We start from the raw sequence: 18,549 nt of genomic DNA on the forward strand, positions 1-18,549 counted from the left end.
AGTTGGCACGGATGGGATGCGGCGGGACAGGCCGCACCCGTCAGCGGCCTTGCAAGGCGATCAGGTTGACGTCGATTGTCCGGGCACGGAAGCCGGCCTCGCAGTAGCATAGATAGAATTCCCACAGCCTACGAAACGGCTCATCGAACCCCAAGGGAGCGATCTCGGCCCAGCTTTCCAGAAAGCGCCGGCGCCACTCCTTCAAGGTTAGGGCGTAGCTGCCCCCGAAGTCGAGCAGCTCGACCACGGCGAGAGCGGCAGCCTCGGCACTGTTCTTCAGCACCGGGACCGACGGCAGGCTGCCTCCGGGGAAGATGTAGCGTTGGATGAAATCGGTGCCCTGCTGGTAGCTCTCGAACAACGCATCGTTGATCGTGATCGCCTGCAGGACGACGCGACCGCCCGGCTTCAATGAGCGATTGAGAGTGTCGAAATAGGACGGCCAGTAGGCGCGGCCGACTGCCTCGATCATCTCGATCGAAATGATGCGGTCGAACTGCCCAACAATGTCGCGATAGTCGCGGAGCTCGATGGTGACGCAGTCGGACAGGCCGGCATCGGCGATGCGCTGCCGTGCGGCTTCGAGCTGGGCCGGCGACAAGGTGATCGCCGTCACGCGGCAACCCTCGCGGGCCAGCCGTTCCGCCAGCGCACCCCAGCCACAGCCGATCTCCAGGACATGTTCGCCACCCGAAAGGTCGAGCATGGCGACGATCCGGTCGAGCCGGCGCTGCTGAGCGGCCTCGAGGGTCTCGGTCGGCGCCTCATAGAGTGCCGAGGAATACATCATGCTGGCGTCGAGCCAGTGGCGGTAGAAGTCATTGCCGAGATCGTAATGCGCCGTGATGTTGCGGCGGCTGCCGCGGCGTGTATTGGCATTGAGGACATGTCGCAGGCGGTTGAGCAGTCGTGCCGGCCAGGCACCCGAAATCAGCCTGCGCAGCGTCGCATCATTGCGCGCACCCAGCTCGATCAAGGCCGTGAGATCCGGCGTGTGAAGGTCGCCATCGCGATAGGCCTCGGCCAGGCCGATATCGCCGTCGCGCAAGAGGCGGCGCATCGATCGCCAGTTGTTCAGGATCATCGTCGCCTGTGGTCCGGGCAGACCGGGCGCGCTGCAAAGCCGTTCGCCATCCGGCGTAAAGACCGTCAGGTGGCCGATGGCAATCCGCGCCAGCACGCGACGCAGGAACCAGCGTGACAGACGGATACCCCCTGGCAGGTAGAGCGCCTGTTCGGGCATGCCAAAATGCTGTTCCACATCGGGCTGGCTCATGGCTCAATCGGTCCTTTCGTATGAGCTGTCACGGCCCTGCCGAGACTGAAGGGGGGCTCGGGCGCCGCCGGATGCGGGCGCCAGGAAATCCGCTTCGCCAGCAGCCGCAGGGCATGCCAGTGAATGGCCGCAGTGACCTTCAGGGTGAGCAGCGGATGCGTCGCGAGCAGCCGCAGCAGGGCTGCGTCGCTCAGCTCCGTTCGCTTGCCGCTCAACACGGCAGTGATCAGGCGCCCTTCGGTATCGCTGCCCTCGATGGCGACGGAAACGCGCTCGGCCGGCGGGGTGACCGTAAAGGCGTAGCGCATGTCGAGGTTCATGAACGGCGAGACGTGGAAGACTTTGTCTGCTTCCTGCCTGAATGCGCCTTCGGAACGATCGGCTGGCGCCACATAGCTATGAATCTCGCCGAAGGTGTTGTGCACCTCGTAGACGGTGGCGCAGACGCTGCCGTCGCGGCGGTAGCAGAAATAGGTGCTGAGCGGGTTGAAGGCGTAGCCCAGGATGCGTGGCATGGTCAGCAACCGGATCGGGCCGCCGTCATGCGCGATCCCGGCTTTCGCCAGGATTTCCTCGATCTGGGCCCGCAGGGGCCGCCCGCTGCGATCCCCGTAATCCGCGTCGCGAAAGGCGTAGAGATTGAAGCGGTTGCGCGAGAAGAAGCGGAGCTTCGCCGAAAACCCGTCGATCTCGTCGAGATCGAGCAGCATCCAGAACACGCGATAGGCCAGCGCATGCGGTCGCGGCCGGAACCGATGATGCCTGACGCGGCCGACATAGAGGGCGGATCGCAAGGTCATGCGGCCTGCTCCAGCCGGGGCTGGATCGGAATGCGCCCGGATTCATCGCGGACGTTCCAGGGCCGGCGGACGCCGCCGAGCGCCTCGGCGACGGCAAGCCCCGCCTGCAGGCCATCCTCGTGGAAGCCCGATCCGAAATAGGCGCCGCAGAACCAGCTTCGACGCATGCCCTGCAAGGACCAGAGCCGTTCCTGCGCGCCGAGCGCCGCCGCGTCGAACAGCGGATGCTCGTAGATCTCCTCGTGGAATATGGTCTCTTCGCGCAGCGTATCCGACGGATTGAGCGTGACGAAGAAGGGCTGAGCCTCCGGCAGCCCCTGGAGCCGGTTCATCCAGTATGTCACCGCGCAGGCGGAATCGGGCTGCGCGCGTTGACCGATATGGTTCCAGCTCGCCCAGGCGCGGCGGCGCTTCGGCATCAACGCTTCGTCGCCATGCAGGACGGCGCGGTTGCGGCTGTAGCGGAAGGCGCCCAGCGCCCCGGCTTCCGTCGGGCCGGGGTCAGCGAGCATGGCGAGCGTCTGGTCGGCATGGCCTGCGAAGACGACCTGGTCGAATGTCTCGGTCCAGCCGTCGCCCGTCAGGACGACATCGTTTGCGCCACGTCGAACCTGACGCACCGGCGCGCCGACCCTGACCTCACCCAAAAAGGCGGCCCGCAGTTTCTGCACATAGACGCTGCTGCCGCCGGTCACGGTCCGCCAGACCGGCCGGTCTGTGAGCTGGAGCAGCCCGTGATTGTGATGGAAGCGCAGGAAGGCGGCGGCCGGATAGGACAGGATCTCCGAGCAGGGAGCCGACCAGATCGCTGCTGCCATCGGCAGGAGATGATCGTCCCGGAAAGCGGCGCCGTAGCCTCCGGCGGCGAGATAGTCGCCGAGCGAGATATCAGCAGCGCGCCCCGCCAGCACGTCCCTCGATGCATTCCGGTAGAAGCGGGTGATGTCCTGCAGCATGGCCCAGAAGCGCGGGCGCACCAGATTGCTGCGCTGGGCGAACAGGCCTGCGACGCTGGTGCCGCTATATTCGAGACGCCCCCCATCGAGCGAGACGGCGAAGGACATCTCGGTCGGCTGGGTGGCGACGCGCAAATGCTCCATCAGCGCGATGAAGTTCGGATAGGTCGCCTCGTTGTAGACGATGAAGCCGGTATCGACCGCCGTCTCGCCGCCGGCCCCTGCGACGCGAACCGTGTTGGCGTGGCCGCCAAGGCGAGGCGCGGCCTCGAACAGCACCACGTCATGCGCCTGCCCCAGCAGCCAGGCCGCCGAGAGACCGGATATCCCGGCACCGATCACGGCGATCCGCATCGCCTTGCCCTGTGCCCGTTCCATCGTCGCTGCTTCATCGATCATGACGGGTATACGCGGCTGGGGCCGGACTGGATTTGCCGCCGCGCGAGCAAAAGCGCGCCGGCCGAGTGACCCGCCGCAGCGCTTCCTGCGTAAACGAAGACAGGCCGGGACTTTCCGCGAGGGCGACGATGCCGATGAGCCGAATGAAGCGGGTGTTTGCAGCGATCGGTGCCTACGCGGCGCATCCCGATCCGCGGGCCGCGATCGCCAATACCGTCGCGCTGGTCATCGTCTCGAACCAGCCCTTCTACCCGCTCTATCTTTACTGGGCGGTCTCGCCCGTCGTCACGCCGTCCTACGTCACGTTCCTGTCGACGCCCTTCTTCGCGGCGGTGCCGGCCGTCATGCGGCGCAGCGCCGTGCTCGGCCGAGCGCTGCTTCTTGTCGCCGGCATCGGCAATACCTTGCTCTGCCGGGCCGCCTTTGGCCCGGGCTCAGGGGTCGAGGTCTTCCTGTTTCCTTGCCTCATGCTGGCGCTGATGCTGTTTCGCCGCACGGAGCGCCGCTTCGCGCTCGGCTTCGCGGCACTGGCCTTGGCCGCCTATCTGCTGCCGGCCGCCATCCTGGGGGCGCCGATACATCTCTACGAGCCGAGCGAATACGCAGCCTTGCAGCGCCTGAATTTTCTGAGCGCCGCGTCCCTGACCGTCCTGATCGGATGGCTGTTCGTCGGGCGTCCGGACACAAATTCGCGCGCCGATGAAACCGACGGCGCTGCCGGAGCGTAGACGAAACGCATCCGCCGAAAGGACTTCATCATGACGCGCCTTCCGCTTGTCCTCGCCCTCATCGCTTTTTCGGCCCATAGCGCCGCCGCCAACGATCTCGACGGGACATGGTTGCGCGACGACGGCAACGCCCGCGTGAAGATCGCGCCCTGCGGTGACAAGATCTGCGCCACCAATCTCTGGATCGGCGACACCAGCACGGGCGAGGCGGCCGGCGACAAGCTCGTCATGACGCTGGCCCGCCAGCCCGACGGTACGTTTTCCGGCAGCGCCTACGACGCGAAGCGCGACTGGACCTATTCGATGACGATCACTGCTAAACCTGGTGCTCTCACCACCCGCGGCTGCATCGCGGCGAAACTGATCTGCCGCGACGTGACCTGGAAGGCCGTGGAGTGATGGCGCCCGCTCTCGCCCAAGTGATCCAGTGCGGAGCGGGCCGCGTATCTCATATATGGTTCCCGCACTCGCCCTGACCGTCGACGGCATGCGCAACGCGGGAGCTGTCGCGCAAGGAGTTCGGTTTATCGTCTTGTTCGACCCCAACAGTCTGATTGCCGCCATCGCGCGCTCGGGCGACCGGGCGGCTTTTGCCGAATTGTTCGACCATTTCGCGCCGCGCGTGAAGGGATTGCTGATGCGCGGCGGCGCCCCGGCCGAGCTGGCCGAGGAGGTCGCGCAGGAAACCCTGTTGGCCGTCTGGCGGAAGGCTGCCCTGTTCGATCCGGCGAAGGCCAGCGCCTCGACCTGGATCGCAACGATCGCGCGCAACCTGCGCATCGACATTGCCCGACGCGAGACCCGGTCGCGGCTGTCGCAAGTTTACGAGATCCTAGATGAAGAACCCCCTGAACAACCCGATGCGATGCTCTCCGGCGCCGAACGCGATGCGCGCGTGCGTGCCGCGATGACCCACCTTTCGCCCGACCAGTACCGCGTGGTCGAACTCGCCTTCATCGAAGGCTTCAGTCACCAGGATGTCGCCGATCGCCTCGCGATCCCGCTGGGCACGGTGAAATCCCGCCTGCGCCTGGCCCTGTCGCATCTGCGCGGCCGGCTGGAGGATCTGCGATGAGCATGTTGCATCGCCCGTCCGACGAGACGCTTGCCGCCTTCGCAGCGGGCCAGCTCGACGAAGGCCTCGCGGTCGTCGTCGCCTGCCATATCGAGGCGGATCAGGAGAGCCGTGGTCGCCTGCGCGAACTCCAGGCCGTGCAAGGCGCGCTGCTGGATGCGGCCGAGCCCGTCGCAATGGCTTCCGGCCCAAGTCCTGCGGCTATTGCAGCACGACCCGAGGTAGTATCGGCTGCGACCGCCCAGATGTCCGAGGGGATGCCGAAGGTGCTGCGCCCCTATGGGCTCGGCCCCTGGCGCCCCATCGGCATCCGCATCGCCATGCGACGCGTCGAGGTTCCCGGAGCAGATGCGCGCGTCTTCATGCTGCGCGCCGGGCCCGGAATCTCCCTGCCGCACCACAAGCATACCGGGTTCGAATGGACCACGATCCTCGCCGGCGCCTATGAGCACGAATATGGGCGCTACGCAGCCGGCGATTTCGACGAGGCCGATGCAGAGCATGATCATACGCCGCGGGTCGATCCCGTCGAGGGCTGCACCTGCATCGTTGCGATGACCGGGAGCGTGCAGTTGCAGGGCTGGCTCGGCCGGCTGCTGCAACCACTGGTGCGGTTTTGACGATCGCGTCCTTCGCAGCAGCTCTGGTCTTCGTGGCCGTGGCGATGTCCGCCTTCATGGCCCTTGCGACGCTGGTCGAGCGCCGCACCGGCAATTCCGGCTGGATCGACGTGGTCTGGACTTTCGGATTGGGGCTGACGGGTATCGCCGGCGCCTTGCTGCCCTTCGGGGCGGGGCCGATGCCACGACGCCTCGTCGTGGCCGGGCTCGCATTGGCCTGGGCGCTTCGGCTCGGCCTGCACATCGCGCAACGGACCGCCGGTATCACCGAAGATCCCCGTTACGCGAAGCTGAAGCGGGACTGGGGCAGCGCCGCACCACGGCAACTGGCCCGGCTGCTGCAGATGCAGGCGCTGGTCAGCATTCCCCTGGGGTTGGGGATCGTCCTCGCCGCTCATAACCCCGCGCCGGCGCTGGGCTGGCAGGATCTTGCCGGTGTCGCCATATTCGTCGCCGGCCTCGCAGGCGGCGCCATCGCCGATGGCCAGTTGCGGGCCTTCGCACGCTCGGGAGCAGGCGGCGTCTGCGACTCCGGCCTGTGGCGCTGGTCGCGGCATCCCAACTACTTCTTCGAATGCCTGCTCTGGTGCTCCTATCCCGTGATCGCGCTCGCGACCGGCTATCCCTGGGGTTGGCTTGCCCTGCTGGCACCGGCCTGCATCACGCTGCTTCTCACCCGCATCTCCGGCATACCGCCCCTGGAAGAGCACATGCTCGCCAAACACGGCGAGGCCTATCGCGCATACCAGCATCGAACCAGCGCCCTGATCCTGCTGCCGCCAAAAGGAGCGACGTGATGACGATCATGCAGAGGCTTTCGACCTGGGGCGAAGGCCTCCCCGTTCCCGATGCCGTCAGCCGCATGGTGATCGCATCGCTGGTCGGACGCACCGCGCGCGCACTTGCGGCGCAGTCGGCCGATGCCGCAGCCTTCGCCCGCGACATGGCGGATTTTCCGATCGCCATTCATACCGATGCCGCCAATGCCCAGCACTACGAGGTGCCGGCCTCCTTCTTCGAACAGGTGCTCGGCCCTCGTCGCAAGTATTCCTGCTGCTACTATGCCGATCCCGGTGACACGCTGGCGGCGGCGGAAGACAAGGCGCTGGAGCTGACCGCGGAGCATGCCGATCTCGCCGATGGGCAGGACATCCTCGAACTCGGCTGCGGCTGGGGTTCGCTCTCGCTCTGGATGGCGGAGCGCTATCCGCAGGCGCGGATCGTATCGGTTTCCAACTCGGCTTCGCAGCGCGCCTATATCGAAGATCAGGCGCAACGCCGTCATCTCGGCAATCTCCGCGTCGTCACCGCCGACATGAACGCGTTCGGGACGGAGGAGCGTTTCGATCGCGTCGTCTCCGTCGAAATGTTCGAGCACATGGCGAACTGGCGCGAACTGCTCGGGCGCATTCGTGGCTGGCTGAAGCCGGACGGACGGCTCTTCATCCACGTCTTCGCCCACCGGCAGGGCTGCTACCGTTTCGATGCTGCGGATACGGGTGACTGGATCGCGCAGCATTTCTTCACCGGCGGCCTGATGCCGGGCGCGACGCTCGCGCACCAGTTTCCCGATCTCTTCACTGTCGAGGCCGAATGGCGCTGGAGCGGCGAGCATTATAGCGCCACGGCCGAGGACTGGCTGGCGAATTTCGATCGCAATCTCGCAACGATCGATCCGATCCTGCGCGAGACCTATGGCGCGGAAGCGCCACTCTGGCGCCGTCGCTGGCGGCTCTTCTTTCTCGCGACGAGCGGCTTGTTCGGCCATGCCGGCGGCGAGGCCTGGGGCGTCCATCACTATCGGTTGCGGGCAGCCTGACGGATTGGTCGGCTGGGGACTAGACCCAGCCCCAACCGGCAAGGCGGCGGACGATGACGAAAGCGACCCATGTGCACAGGCCGACGACGACCGTGCCATAGACGAGGTCGACGAGCGTGATCGTCAGCGTCCAGGGCCGCAGCGTGGCATAGTTGGTGAGGTCGTAGGTCGCATACGCGAGCAGGCCGATGAATGCGCCATTGAGTAATGCGGTACTCGCGCTACCGTCACGCAGCGCCGGCATCAGCGCGAAATAGACGACCCCGAGCGGAAAACCGAAATAGAACAGCGCCGCCGGCCAATAGCGCACCTGCTCGACGATCAAGTCGCCGAGCACCGGCCGATAGAGCCTGGTCGTCATCGTGCTCAGCCAGATGGCGTCGCAAATGCCGAATGCGATGAGGAAGGCGATGTAACCGGCAACGAAGCGCATGGCGATCTCCCTGGTCTTGCGGGAGATACGCCGAGCGGGCCGGCATGGTTCAGTTCCGCTCGCGATCCTGTCTCGTCACGGAAATCCGTTCCGGCGGGTGAAGCGTACAGGAGACGATGCCTCCTCGACCCCAGGTAACCATGACGCTCCGGATTGCCCGACGCACTATCCTGCCGCTGCTCGCCGGGCTTGCCTTGCCTGCATGCTCAGCCCTGCGTCCCGGCGCCTTGACCAACGGCGCGCGTGATGTGGCCTACGGCCCGCATCCCCGGCAGCAAATGGATATCTACGTGCCTTCCGACGGTGGCAGCGCGCCGAAGCCGGTGGTTTTCTTCATCTATGGCGGGTCCTGGGCCAATGGCGCCAAGGAAACCTATTCCTTCGTCGGGGACGCGCTGTCGGCTCGCGGCTTCGTCACGGTAATCGCGGATTATCGCTTGGTGCCGGAGGTCCGTTTCCCGGTCTTCATCGAAGACGGTGCGCTGGCGCTGCGCTTCGTGCGAGACAACATCGCCCGCTTCGGCGGCTCCCCGCGAGCCATTCACCTGATGGGGCATTCGGCTGGCGCCTACAACGCGATGATGCTGACGCTGGAATGGCGTTATCTCGCCGCCGTCGGAATGCATACCGGCGAGATCCGCTCCACCGTCGGCCTTTCAGGCCCTTACGACTTTCTGCCTTTCGACATCGACGTCACGAAAGAAGCGTTCGGAAACGCACGCGACCCCGCCCAGACTCAACCTATCAACTTTGCAAGGCGGGACGTGCCGCCGGTCTTTCTGGCTACGGGATCGAGCGACACGACGGTCCTTCCGCGCAACAGCGAGCGGCTTGCGCTCGCGTTCAGAAGGGCGGGCTCGCGATCGGTCTCGCTGAAGATCTATCAGGGGCTCGGCCATGCCAGCACGGCCACAGCGCTGGCCAGGCTTCTGCAATGGCAAGCGCCTGTTCTCGACGACGTCGTCGCCTTTCTTCAGGCGACATGAGTTGGGTGACTGCCGGGTTCTGCATCAGCGGTGTTTCCACCGCGTATTATTTACCTGGGGCGCCGGGAAGCGGACGTTCCAGATGTCGACAATGGGCCAATTTCGGAAGCCGCCCCTCCCATAAGCGAACCGCAGCTCGGCTGACGCAGTCCTCAAGCAGGCGGTGCAGGAGCCTGGTTGCGGAAGCACTTTGCCTTAACTGCGGCACCTTCAACTTTAACACTACCGTGCCCGCGCTTATATATTTCAATAGGTTAGGAAACGAATTGATGGTCAGTGCGGCAAACTTCGCCTTTCCCCACACTGGCTCAGGCCGCGGCAGCAGCCTCGTGGCGCGACACATGGGCAATGGCGGCGCGCAGGTCTTCCAGCGTGGCCTCGGCGCCGACGCAGCGCTCGGCAAGATGGCGGCGGAACATGCGCGCGCCGGGGCGGCCCGGAAAGAGCCCGACGAGATGGCGGGTGAAGGCATGCACGCGCCCGCCCCGCTCGATATGCGCAGCGATGTGCGGCTCCAGCGCCTCCAGCATGGCGAAAGCATCCGTCACCGGCGCCTCCTGCCCGAAGAGCAGCGGATCGGCCTTAAGCAGGATTTCGGGGTTCTGATAGGCCTCGCGGCCGATCATCACGCCGTCGAGCTTCTCCAGATGCCCCTGCCATTCGGACGAGGCCTTGATGCCGCCGTTGATCGCGATCGGCAAGCCCGGATTGGCCGCCTTCAGGCGATAGGCGCGCTCGTAATCGAGCGGCGGGATCTCGCGGTTCTCCTTGGGCGACAGCCCCTGCAGCCAGGCCTTGCGGGCATGGACGATGAGGGCATCGACGCCGGCCGCGCGCACCGAAGCGGTCAATGCGTCAAGCGCGCTTTCAGGGTCCTGATCGTCGACGCCGATGCGGCATTTCACCGTGACGGGGATCGAGACCACCGCCTTCATCGCCGCGACGCAATCACCGACCAGTGCTGGCTCGCGCATCAAGCAGGCGCCGAATGCCCCGCCCTGCACCCGGTCCGAGGGGCAGCCGCAGTTCAGGTTGATCTCGTCATAGCCGAAGTCGGCGCCGATCTTCGCGGCTTCCGCCAGCAGCCTGGGGTCATTGCCGCCAAGCTGGAGCGCAACCGGATGCTCGACCGCGTCGAAACCGATCAATCGCTCGCGGTCGCCGCGGATCACCGCCTGCGCCGTCACCATCTCGGTATAGAGCAGCGCATGGCGCGACATGAGGCGGTGGATGACCCGGCAATGCCGGTCCGTCCAGTCCATCATCGGTGCCACGGAGAAGCGCATATTCGGAAGCGGCAACGTCATGGCCGCTCCCGTATAGCATTCGGCCCGGTTTTGCACGCCCGGGCCGCGTCTCTCACTTCTTGGCGCGGGCGACGATCTGCGTCGGGTTGACGAAGCGCAAGGCGATCACGAGCCAGATCAGGGTCGTGACCATGTAGATCACCGCCATGGCGTCGATCGACTGCACCGCGCGGACACCAGCAGCGAAGACCGCGTAGTAGAGTGCGACGACGAGCGTCTGGCTGGTCGGGCCAGCCGTGAGGAAGGTCAGCTCGAACATGGCGAGCGTCCTGACCAGCACCAGCAGCAACGCCGCGAGGATGCCGGGCATGAGCAGCGGCAGCAGCACATGTACGAAGAGCTTGAAGGTGTTGGCGCCGAAGACGCGCGCCGCCGCCTCGATCTTGGTGTCGATCTGCTCGATGAACGGGATCATCACCAGGATGACGAAGGGCACGGTCGGCACGAGATTGGCGAGCACGACGCCCGACATCTGGCCTGCGAAACCGGTCTGGTAGAGCACCGTCGCCAGCGGGATGCCGAAGGTGATCGGCGGTACCAGGAGCGGCAGCAGGAAGAGCAGCATGACGAGCTTCTTGCCCGGGAAGTCCCGCCGCGCCAGCGCATAGGCCGCCGGCACGCCGATCAGGCCGGAGAGCGCCACCACCAGGAAGACGATCTGGAAGGTGACGGAGAGCACGTCATAGAGCTGGAATTCCGACCAGGCGGCCGAATACCAGCGCGTCGTCCAGCCGGCCGGCAGCCAGGTACCGAGCCAGCGCGTCGAGAAGGACGAGGTCACCACGGTCGCGATCATCGCGAACAGGTTGACGACGAAGAAGCCGATCAGCGTCCAGTTGGCGGCCGCCCAGAGCTTCGTCGAGAGACGGATGTCTTTCACCATCGGATCAGCCCTTTCCGCCGCCGGCAGGGCCGCGATACAGCAAGCCACGCGCGGCCAGCACCACGACGACGATGGTGAGCTGAACCACGCCCATGATCATCGCGACGGCCGAAGCCATGGAGTAGTCGTATTCCTCGAAGGCCGCCTGATAGGCCGCGATCGAGATCACGCGGGTCGGCCCCGAGGGCGCGCCGAGCAGCACGGCCGAGGGGAAGACCGAGAAGGCCTGCACGAAGCTCAGGCAGAAGGTGATCGCGAGCCCCGGCAGCAAGAGCGGGAACAGGATGTGCTTGAAGCGGTCCCAAGGCCCCGCCCCCAGCGTCGCGCCCGCCTGCTCCAGCGCCGGATCGATGCCAGAGAGGTAGGACAGCGTCAAAAGGAAGGTGAAGGGGAAGCCGGTGATGACCAGCGAGAGCATCACGCCCCAGTAATTGTGCAGCAGCTTCACCGGCGAGGAGATGATGCCGAAGGTCATCAGCACGCGGTTGAACCAGCCCTGCGGCCCGAGATAGTTCAAGAGGCCCTCGGCGACGAGAACGGTGCCGAGCGTGATCGGAATGACCAGAATCGTGGTCAGCAGGCGCTGGTTCTTCATCAGCCGGACGCGGAAGGCGATCGGGATCGCCAGCAGGAGCGTCGCGATGGTCACCGGCAGCGCGAGCCAGAGCGTCGTCGCGATCGTCCCGTAGAGGAAGCGATCCGAGAAGAAGCGCTGGTAGTTGGCGAAGATGCCGCCCTGCTTCGGCTCGAAGGAGAGGAAGAGCCCGTAGAAGAACGGGTAGATGAACAGCGCCAGCAGGAACAGCACCGCCGGCAGGACGAGCAGCGTCAGCCCGTCGAGCCCGCGTGCCGCCAGCCGCTGCTTCAGCGGGATGGTGGAGGTGTCGGTGCTCACGCCGCCGCTCCATAGACGAGGACGCGGTCGGGATCGGCGGCGAGCGTAACGGCCTCGCCGGGCGACAGCTTGTCATGGGCGAGGAAGGACAGGTCGGTTCCGTCAGCCATGCGGGCGAAGCCGACGAATTCGCGGCCGCGGAACTCGGTCGAGACCACCTGCGCCTTGAGGCCGGACTGGCCGGCAGCGACCGGATGCAGGTCCTCCGGGCGGATCGCCAGATAGCCCTCAGTGCCGGCGGACAGCGCGGCTCGCGCACGGCCGGAGAGCTGCGCATCGCCGACCGTGACAGCCGCCTTGCCGTCGCCGACGGAGGCGACCTTGCCCTTCACCTTGTTGCGGAAGCCCATGAACTCGGCGACGTCGAGATGGTCCGGCCGCATGAACAGGTCTTCCGGCGTGCCGACCTGGCGGACCTGGCCGTCACGCAGCACGACGATACGGTCGGCGAGCGAGAGCGCCTCCTCCTGGTCGTGGGTGACGTAGATCGTGGTGGCGCCGAGCGTGTTGTGGATGCGGCGGATCTCGGCGCGCATCTCGAGACGCAGCTTGGCGTCGAGATTCGAAAGCGGCTCGTCCATCAGCACCAGCGGCGGCTCGACGACGATGGCACGCGCGATGGCGACGCGCTGCTGCTGGCCGCCGGAGAGCTGGCCCGGCAGCTTCTCGGTCTGGCCCTGCAGGCGCACCAGCGCGGCGGCTTCCGCGACGCGTTTGTCGATCTCGGCGCGCGGCAGGCCGCGCATCTTCAGGCCGAAGCCGATATTCTTGTTCACGCTCATATGCGGGAAGAGCGCGTAGCTCTGGAAGACCATGCCGAAGCCGCGCTCTTCCGGGCGCAGCGGATCGATGCGCTTGTCGTCGAGCCAGATGCCCCCGCCGGTCGCCGGCAGCAGCCCCGCGATCAGGTTCAGCGTCGTCGACTTGCCGCAGCCGGACGGGCCGAGCAGCGCGATGAACTCGCCCTTGCCGATCGTCAGCGAGACGTCCTTGAGCGCGTTATGGGTGCCGAAGTCACGGCTCAGACGGTCGAGCCGAAGCTCGCGGAACGAGGCTGCGTTGATGGTCATGGCTTCCGGATGAATCTGAGAACACGGGATCGGAACAGCAGGCGGCGGGCCTCGGACAAAGCCGGGGCCCGCCGCTGCGATCGGACTTACTTCTTCTTGGCGCCGCCGACCTGCTCGTCCCAGATGCGGAAGGCGATCACCATCTTGTCGGGGTTGAGCGGAGTTTCCATCGGGTTGTCGGCGATGAGCTTCTCGTATTCGGGGCGGCCGAACTCGGCGATCGCCTTCTGGCTGGAGGCCGGGGCCATCGAGAGCGGCACGTCCTTCACCGCCGGGCCCGGATAGAAGTAGCCCTCGTCATAGGTAAAGGCCTGCTGAGCGGGCGTCAGCATGTGGCGGATCAGGTCGAGCAGCACGTTGAGCTTCTCGTCCGAGACGCCCTTCGGGATCATCATGTACTGGGCGTCGGTGACCCAGTGGAAGCCTTTGAGCGCCTGGATCTTGGCTTCCTTCGGCACGATGCCGAGCACGCGCGGGTTGATGTCCCAGCCGGTGGTCGAAACGATGATGTCGCGCGAGCCGTCGCCGAGCTCCTTCATCGTCTGGCCGGTGCCACCCGGATAGTACTCGATGTTCTCGCCGAGCTCCTTGAGATAGGCCCAGGTCTTGTCCCAGCCCTTCTCAGGGTCCTTCGGGTCCTTGTCGCCGAGGAGATAGGGCAAGCCCATGATCCAGGTGCGGCCGGGGCCGGAATTGGCCGGGCGGCCGTAGAAGAAGCGGTTCTTGTTCTGCTTGGTCCAGGCCAGCAGCTCTTCCGCCGTGGTCGGAACCTGCTTGACGCGGTCCGGCATGTATTCGAGCAGCGGGCCGGAGGGGTAGTAGACCATCGCCATGGCCTGGCCCTGCCCGAGATTGTGCATGGCGAGCGCCGGCTTGAGGTAGATGTCCTCCGGCTTCGGCAGTTCGGCCTGCAGGCGCGGCAGCAGATCGACCCAGAGCTTCTGGTCGATGCCGGCCGACAGCACGTCCAGACCGCCGATGACCATGTCGATATCGAGGCGGCCGGCAGCCTGCTGGGCCTTGATCTTCGCCGGCAGTTCCGGCGCCGGGGCCTTGGTGAAGACCATGCGCGAGACGGCCTTGGGATTGGCCTTCGGGTAGTTCTCCAGCGGCGTCTGGACCAGGGCGAGAGCCCCGCCGACGTCGATGATGCTGATCGTCAGCGGCGAGGCCGGCAGCTTGAGCTGCTGCGCGAAGACGCCGGGCGCATGCGCTGCGACGCCGAGACCGGCGACGCCACCGATGAAATGACGCCGATTGATGCTGTCGTGAGCCATGATCTCTCCTCCAGATGTGGATGCCCGCTTACGAGCTTTATTATGTTGCGCTGGCCCGACCGTTCCGATCCGGCCCCCTGCCCCTCGCCCCGGAAACCGGCCAAGTTGACGCAGCCCCCGGTTGATCAGTATCCTAGTATACTAGTCGTCGAGAGCTTGGCAATGGCCCACCCTGCAACCCGTCACAGCACGGACCAAATCTACAGCGTTCTGCGCGCCGACGTGATCAGCGGCGCACTGAAACCGCGCGAAGCCATGTCGGAGGCGCGAATGGCGCTGCGCTTCGGCGTCAGCCGCACGCCGGTGCGCGAAGCGTTCAAGCGACTGGTCGACGAGGGCTTCCTCGTCGCCGTGCCGCAGGTCGGCACCTTCGTCGCGCCGATCGACCTCGCCGCCGTCCGAGACAGCCAGTTCATCCGCGAGACGCTGGAATGCCGCACGGTCGTGCTGGCCGCACAGCGCATCAGCGATGCCGATTGCCGCCGGCTCGCGGCGCAGATCGAGGAGCAGGCGGAGGCTGTGCGACGGGGAGAGCGTTCCGAAATCTTCCGCCTCGACGAGGTGTTCCATGCCGAGATTTCCCGCATCGCCGGGCACCGCGCCGTCTGGAGCATGATCGAGGGCGTGAAGGCCCAGATGGACCGGGTGCGCTGCCTGTCACTGGAAACGCCGTCCTGGTCCGAAGTGATCCTGAACGAGCACCGGATCATCGCGGCCTGCGTCATGAAGCATGACGCGAAAGGCGCAGAAGCGGCGATGCGCGCGCATCTGCGCACGGTGTTCGCGACGATCGACACGATCGCGAAGGACCACGCGGACGCCTTCGACGATTCCCGCCTCGCCCACGACGCCTCCTGACTCCCGCCTGCCGCACAGCGACCTTTCTCACAAGGATATCATATCATGGAACAATGCTGGCGCTGGTTCGGGCCGGACGATGTCGTGACTCTGGCGCAGGCCCGGCAAGCCGGCGCGACCGGCATCGTCAACGCGCTGCACCAGATCCCCTATGGCGTGGTCTGGAGCCTCGAGGAGATCGAGAAGCGCCGGGCGATGATCCGTTCCGACAAGAGCCTCGGACTCCGCTGGAGCGTGGTCGAGAGCCTGCCGATCCATGAGAGCGTCAAGATCGGCAACGGCGACCTCGAAACCATCTTCGAGAACTATCGCCAGTCGATGCGCAACCTCGCCGCCTGCGGCATTGAGGTCATCTGCTATAATTTCATGCCGGTGCTGGACTGGACCCGCACCGAGCTCGCCCACAAATTGCCAGGCGGTGGCACGGCGCTTCGCTTCAACCTGCACGAATATGTCGCGCTCGACCATTTCATGCTGAAGCGTAAGGGAGCCGACGAAGGACATTCGGCCGAGGTGATGGACAAGGCCAGGGCTTGGTTCGACAGGTCTTCGCAGGCCGACCGCGACCGGCTGCTCTCCAGCGTGATGGCCGGCCTGCCCGGCGCCTTCGACCGCTATGACCTGCCCGGCCTCGCCCGCATCCTCGAGCGCTATGCCGGCATGACCCATGACAAGCTGCGCGCCAACCTGAAGCGCTTCCTCGAAGAGATCATCCCGACCGCCGAGGAGGTCGGCATCCGCATGTGCATCCATCCGGACGACCCGCCGCGCTCGCTCTTCGGCCTGCCGCGGATCTGCTCGACCGAGGACGACATCGCCTTCATCCTCGGCTCGGTCGATTCGCCCTCGAACGGGCTGACCCTGTGCTCAGGCTCGCTCGGCGCCAATCCGAAGAACGACGTGCCGCAGATTGCGCGGCGCTTCGCCGACAAGATCTGGTTCGCGCATCTGCGCAACGTCGCCAAGGACCCGGACGGCTCCTTCATGGAGGCCGAGCATCTCGGCGGCGACACCGACATGGTCACGCTGGTCGACGTGCTGATGGCCGAGGAGCAGCGCCGGAAGGCTGCCGGTCACCCGCACTGGCAGATCCCGATGCGGCCGGACCATGGCCACGAACTGCTCGACGATATCGGCAAGGGCGGCTTCCCGGGCTATCCCGCCGTCGGGCGCCTGCGCGGCCTCGCGGAACTCCGCGGCGTGATGACCACGCTGGCGCAGGTCAAGGGCTACGCGGCCTGAAACACGAAAGGCGGGCCAAAAGCCCGCCTTTCGCAATTAGTCGCAGCTATTGCGAGATCAATGATCGTGGGAATGGCCCTTGTGGCCATGCGCGGCGCCATGGCCGTGACCATGATCGTGGTGACCATGGCCGTGATGATCATGGCCGCAGCCACAGCCGTCGCCATGGGCGTGCTCGTGCTTGTGGTCATGCGCATGATCGTGGCTGTGCTGCACGTGGTCATGCCCATGGCCGTGATGATGACCGTGATGGTCGTGGCCATGGTGATGATCGTGCCCGCAGCCGCAATCATCGCCATGGGCGTGGTGGTGAACTTCCGCCTCTGGCTGGAACGGACGCTCGACCACCGCCATCGAACAGCCCTGCCCGCGCACCAGCTCGCCGAGCGCCGCATCGTTCGGAACGTAGAGGGCATCGGCCGTCATTTCGGCCGGGACATGGTGCCCGCCGAGATGCCAGGCGAGGCGCACCAGCCGCAACGGGTTCTCGGCGCGGATTTCGAGCAGGCTTTCCGGCGCGGCCTTGATCTGGACCAGCGTGCCGTCTTCCAGCTTCAGCGCGTCGCCATCGTTCAGCGCCGCCGGCTTGTCGAGCGCGATCGCGAATTCCAGCCCGCCCGTCGCTCGTACGCTCACGCCATTGATCGTGCGGTCGCGGTGGCCCAGCGGCAGCGTATCGACGACGCGCTCAGCCTTGACGGCGGCCTTGCGAAGAACGGAGGTGGCGCGAAGCATCGGCGGCGATCCCATGACTTGAGGCCGGACGCCACGCGACCGAACCCGGATCGCAGCTTAGTAGCACAAACCGGCGGCCGTGCTACCAAGCTTGGATGTCACAGGGCCTCAGCGCGGCAGCGCCTTGACCTCTGTGTCGAACTTCTTGAGCAGGCGCGAGCGCTCGGCCGGCGAGCCCCAACGCGGGGTGTCGTAGTCGATCAGCTTCATCTCGGAGAATTTCGGCGCGTCCGGCGAGAGCAGCGAATTCTTGTTCGACGGGATCGAGTTGATCTTCAGCTTCGCATTGATGTTCTGGGCATCGGGCGAGAGCGTGAAATCGACGAACTTGCGCGCAGCCTCAGGGTTCTTGCCGCCCTTGATGATCGAGACGGAGCCGGTCTCGTAGCCCGTGCCCTCGCAGGGAGCGACCGTCTCGATCGGCGCGCCCTGCAGCTTCTGCGTCAGCATGTCGTGGATGAAGGCGATGCCGACCGCCGTCTCGCCGAGCGCCGCCGCCTTGACGGGAGCGATGCCGGACTTGGTGTACTGGCTGATGTTCTTGTGCAGGGCCTTGAGATACTCGAAGCCCTTCTCCTCGCCGAGGCGCTGCACCGTGGTCGCCAGGAAGACATAGGCCGTTCCGGACGAGCTGGGATCGGCGATCTGAACCTCGTCGCGCAGCTTGGGATCGAGCAGGTCCGCCCAGCATTTCGGCGCAGCGATGCCCTTCTTCTTCAGGACCTCGGTATTGTAGCCGACGCCGAGCGCGCCGAGATAAATGCCGTTGGTGCGGAACTTCGACTGCTCGGCATGGCGCTGCGCCCAGTCATGCAGTTCCGGCAGCTTCGGCGACTTGTACTCGTCGAGCAGGCCTTCGTCGGCCGCCTGGAGATGCGGCTCGCCCGGCCCGCCCCACCAGACGTCGCCGCGCGGATTGCTCGCCTCGGCCTTGACCTGCGCATAGACCTCGCCGGTGCTCTTGCGGACCATCGCGACCTTGATGCCGGTCGCCTTCTCGAACATCGCCGCGCCCTCGCGGCACTGCTCCTCGAGGATCGAGCAATAGACGGTGACCTGGCCCTGGGCGAAGGCCGGAGCCGTGAAAGCCAGGCCGGCGAAGAGCGCGCCAACAGGCGCAAGGCGCGAAGCAACCATGATGATCCTCCCGATCGGATTCGTTTGCCGACGAAAAGACCGATGGGAGGTTG

General features: G+C 65.7%; 20 protein-coding genes. 9 read left to right on the forward strand and 11 right to left on the reverse strand.

Translation table 11 applies throughout. The annotated features are described in order from the left end of the window. Positions 1 to 40 precede the first annotated feature (40 nt). From AC6RIC_RS18850 to AC6RIC_RS18860, 3 genes are read right to left on the reverse strand one after another with little or no spacing between them, the layout of a single operon-like run. On the reverse strand, positions 41 to 1,276 hold the full coding sequence (locus AC6RIC_RS18850) for a class I SAM-dependent methyltransferase (protein ID WP_499733468.1): 1,236 nt from the start codon (positions 1,274 to 1,276) through the stop codon (positions 41 to 43). Beyond that, the gene (locus AC6RIC_RS18855) at positions 1,273 to 2,076 is read right to left on the reverse strand and encodes a DUF1365 domain-containing protein (protein WP_499733469.1); all 804 of its coding nucleotides are present in this window, start codon (positions 2,074 to 2,076) and stop codon (positions 1,273 to 1,275) included. Before AC6RIC_RS18855 ends, AC6RIC_RS18850 begins: the two co-directional genes overlap by 4 nt. Continuing rightward, positions 2,073 to 3,431 (reverse strand): NAD(P)/FAD-dependent oxidoreductase, encoded by a 1,359-nt coding sequence (locus tag AC6RIC_RS18860; RefSeq protein ID WP_499733470.1) that lies wholly within the window; start codon positions 3,429 to 3,431, stop codon positions 2,073 to 2,075. The genes AC6RIC_RS18855 and AC6RIC_RS18860 overlap by 4 nt, the downstream gene beginning before the upstream one ends. Positions 3,432 to 3,559: 128 nt before the next feature. Between AC6RIC_RS18860 and AC6RIC_RS18865 the strand changes: the two genes are divergently transcribed. From AC6RIC_RS18865 to AC6RIC_RS18890, 6 genes are read left to right on the forward strand one after another with little or no spacing between them, the layout of a single operon-like run. Further along, positions 3,560 to 4,159 (forward strand): hypothetical protein, encoded by a 600-nt coding sequence (locus AC6RIC_RS18865; RefSeq protein WP_499733471.1) that lies wholly within the window; start codon positions 3,560 to 3,562, stop codon positions 4,157 to 4,159. Between the two features lie 30 nt (positions 4,160 to 4,189). Continuing rightward, positions 4,190 to 4,558 (forward strand): DUF2147 domain-containing protein, encoded by a 369-nt coding sequence (locus AC6RIC_RS18870; RefSeq protein WP_499733472.1) that lies wholly within the window; start codon positions 4,190 to 4,192, stop codon positions 4,556 to 4,558. A gap of 55 nt (positions 4,559 to 4,613) precedes the next feature. Beyond that, positions 4,614 to 5,234: a sigma-70 family RNA polymerase sigma factor gene (locus AC6RIC_RS18875; protein ID WP_499733473.1), complete on the forward strand. Its 621-nt coding sequence runs from the start codon at positions 4,614 to 4,616 to the stop codon at positions 5,232 to 5,234. Then, on the forward strand, positions 5,231 to 5,854 hold the full coding sequence (locus tag AC6RIC_RS18880; RefSeq protein ID WP_499733474.1) for a ChrR family anti-sigma-E factor: 624 nt from the start codon (positions 5,231 to 5,233) through the stop codon (positions 5,852 to 5,854). Before AC6RIC_RS18875 ends, AC6RIC_RS18880 begins: the two co-directional genes overlap by 4 nt. Then, positions 5,851 to 6,651: a DUF1295 domain-containing protein gene (locus AC6RIC_RS18885; protein ID WP_499733475.1), complete on the forward strand. Its 801-nt coding sequence runs from the start codon at positions 5,851 to 5,853 to the stop codon at positions 6,649 to 6,651. Before AC6RIC_RS18880 ends, AC6RIC_RS18885 begins: the two co-directional genes overlap by 4 nt. Next, on the forward strand, positions 6,651 to 7,673 hold the full coding sequence (locus AC6RIC_RS18890) for an SAM-dependent methyltransferase (RefSeq protein ID WP_499733476.1): 1,023 nt from the start codon (positions 6,651 to 6,653) through the stop codon (positions 7,671 to 7,673). Before AC6RIC_RS18885 ends, AC6RIC_RS18890 begins: the two co-directional genes overlap by 1 nt. Positions 7,674 to 7,692: 19 nt before the next feature. On the opposite strand, the gene AC6RIC_RS18895 is transcribed toward AC6RIC_RS18890, so the two are convergent. Next, entirely contained in the window at positions 7,693 to 8,106 is a 414-nt protein-coding gene (locus AC6RIC_RS18895) for a DUF2177 family protein (RefSeq protein WP_499733477.1), read from the reverse strand. A gap of 140 nt (positions 8,107 to 8,246) precedes the next feature. Here AC6RIC_RS18895 and AC6RIC_RS18900 point away from each other — a divergent pair, with 140 nt between their 5' ends. After that, positions 8,247 to 9,092, forward strand: a complete 846-nt coding sequence (locus tag AC6RIC_RS18900; RefSeq protein ID WP_499733478.1) for an alpha/beta hydrolase — start codon at positions 8,247 to 8,249, stop codon at positions 9,090 to 9,092. Between the two features lie 308 nt (positions 9,093 to 9,400). Here the strand turns inward: AC6RIC_RS18900 and dusA are convergent, their stop codons facing one another. The 5 genes from dusA to AC6RIC_RS18925 all read right to left on the reverse strand — a co-directional run bounded on the left by dusA (position 9,401) and on the right by AC6RIC_RS18925 (position 14,524). Further along, positions 9,401 to 10,399, reverse strand: coding sequence for a tRNA dihydrouridine(20/20a) synthase DusA (dusA, locus tag AC6RIC_RS18905; RefSeq protein WP_499733479.1), 999 nt, complete (start codon positions 10,397 to 10,399; stop codon positions 9,401 to 9,403). A gap of 52 nt (positions 10,400 to 10,451) precedes the next feature. Further along, positions 10,452 to 11,282 carry an ABC transporter permease gene (locus tag AC6RIC_RS18910; RefSeq protein ID WP_499733480.1) on the reverse strand — a complete coding sequence of 277 codons (831 nt, stop codon included), beginning with the start codon at positions 11,280 to 11,282 and terminating at the stop codon, positions 10,452 to 10,454. Between the two features lie 4 nt (positions 11,283 to 11,286). Continuing rightward, positions 11,287 to 12,177, reverse strand: coding sequence for an ABC transporter permease (locus AC6RIC_RS18915; protein ID WP_454657637.1), 891 nt, complete (start codon positions 12,175 to 12,177; stop codon positions 11,287 to 11,289). Further along, the gene (locus AC6RIC_RS18920; protein WP_499736626.1) at positions 12,174 to 13,241 is read right to left on the reverse strand and encodes an ABC transporter ATP-binding protein; all 1,068 of its coding nucleotides are present in this window, start codon (positions 13,239 to 13,241) and stop codon (positions 12,174 to 12,176) included. Before AC6RIC_RS18920 ends, AC6RIC_RS18915 begins: the two co-directional genes overlap by 4 nt. A gap of 92 nt (positions 13,242 to 13,333) precedes the next feature. Continuing rightward, entirely contained in the window at positions 13,334 to 14,524 is a 1,191-nt protein-coding gene (locus AC6RIC_RS18925; RefSeq protein WP_499733481.1) for an extracellular solute-binding protein, read from the reverse strand. A gap of 42 nt (positions 14,525 to 14,566) precedes the next feature. On the opposite strand from AC6RIC_RS18925, the gene AC6RIC_RS18930 reads away from it, so the two are divergent. Then, positions 14,567 to 15,382 carry a GntR family transcriptional regulator gene (locus AC6RIC_RS18930; protein ID WP_499733482.1) on the forward strand — a complete coding sequence of 272 codons (816 nt, stop codon included), beginning with the start codon at positions 14,567 to 14,569 and terminating at the stop codon, positions 15,380 to 15,382. A 45-nt stretch (positions 15,383 to 15,427) separates the two neighbouring features. Then, positions 15,428 to 16,624 (forward strand): mannonate dehydratase, encoded by a 1,197-nt coding sequence (gene uxuA / locus AC6RIC_RS18935; protein WP_499733483.1) that lies wholly within the window; start codon positions 15,428 to 15,430, stop codon positions 16,622 to 16,624. Between the two features lie 57 nt (positions 16,625 to 16,681). Here uxuA and AC6RIC_RS18940 read toward each other — a convergent pair whose 3' ends face one another. Both AC6RIC_RS18940 and AC6RIC_RS18945 read right to left on the reverse strand, forming a co-directional pair. Next, positions 16,682 to 17,359: an urease accessory protein UreE gene (locus AC6RIC_RS18940; RefSeq protein WP_499733484.1), complete on the reverse strand. Its 678-nt coding sequence runs from the start codon at positions 17,357 to 17,359 to the stop codon at positions 16,682 to 16,684. 108 nt (positions 17,360 to 17,467) lie between these two features. Then, positions 17,468 to 18,496, reverse strand: coding sequence for an ABC transporter substrate-binding protein (locus tag AC6RIC_RS18945; protein ID WP_454657642.1), 1,029 nt, complete (start codon positions 18,494 to 18,496; stop codon positions 17,468 to 17,470). Positions 18,497 to 18,549 lie beyond the last annotated feature (53 nt).

The organism is Allobosea sp. TBD101, assembly GCF_059817965.1.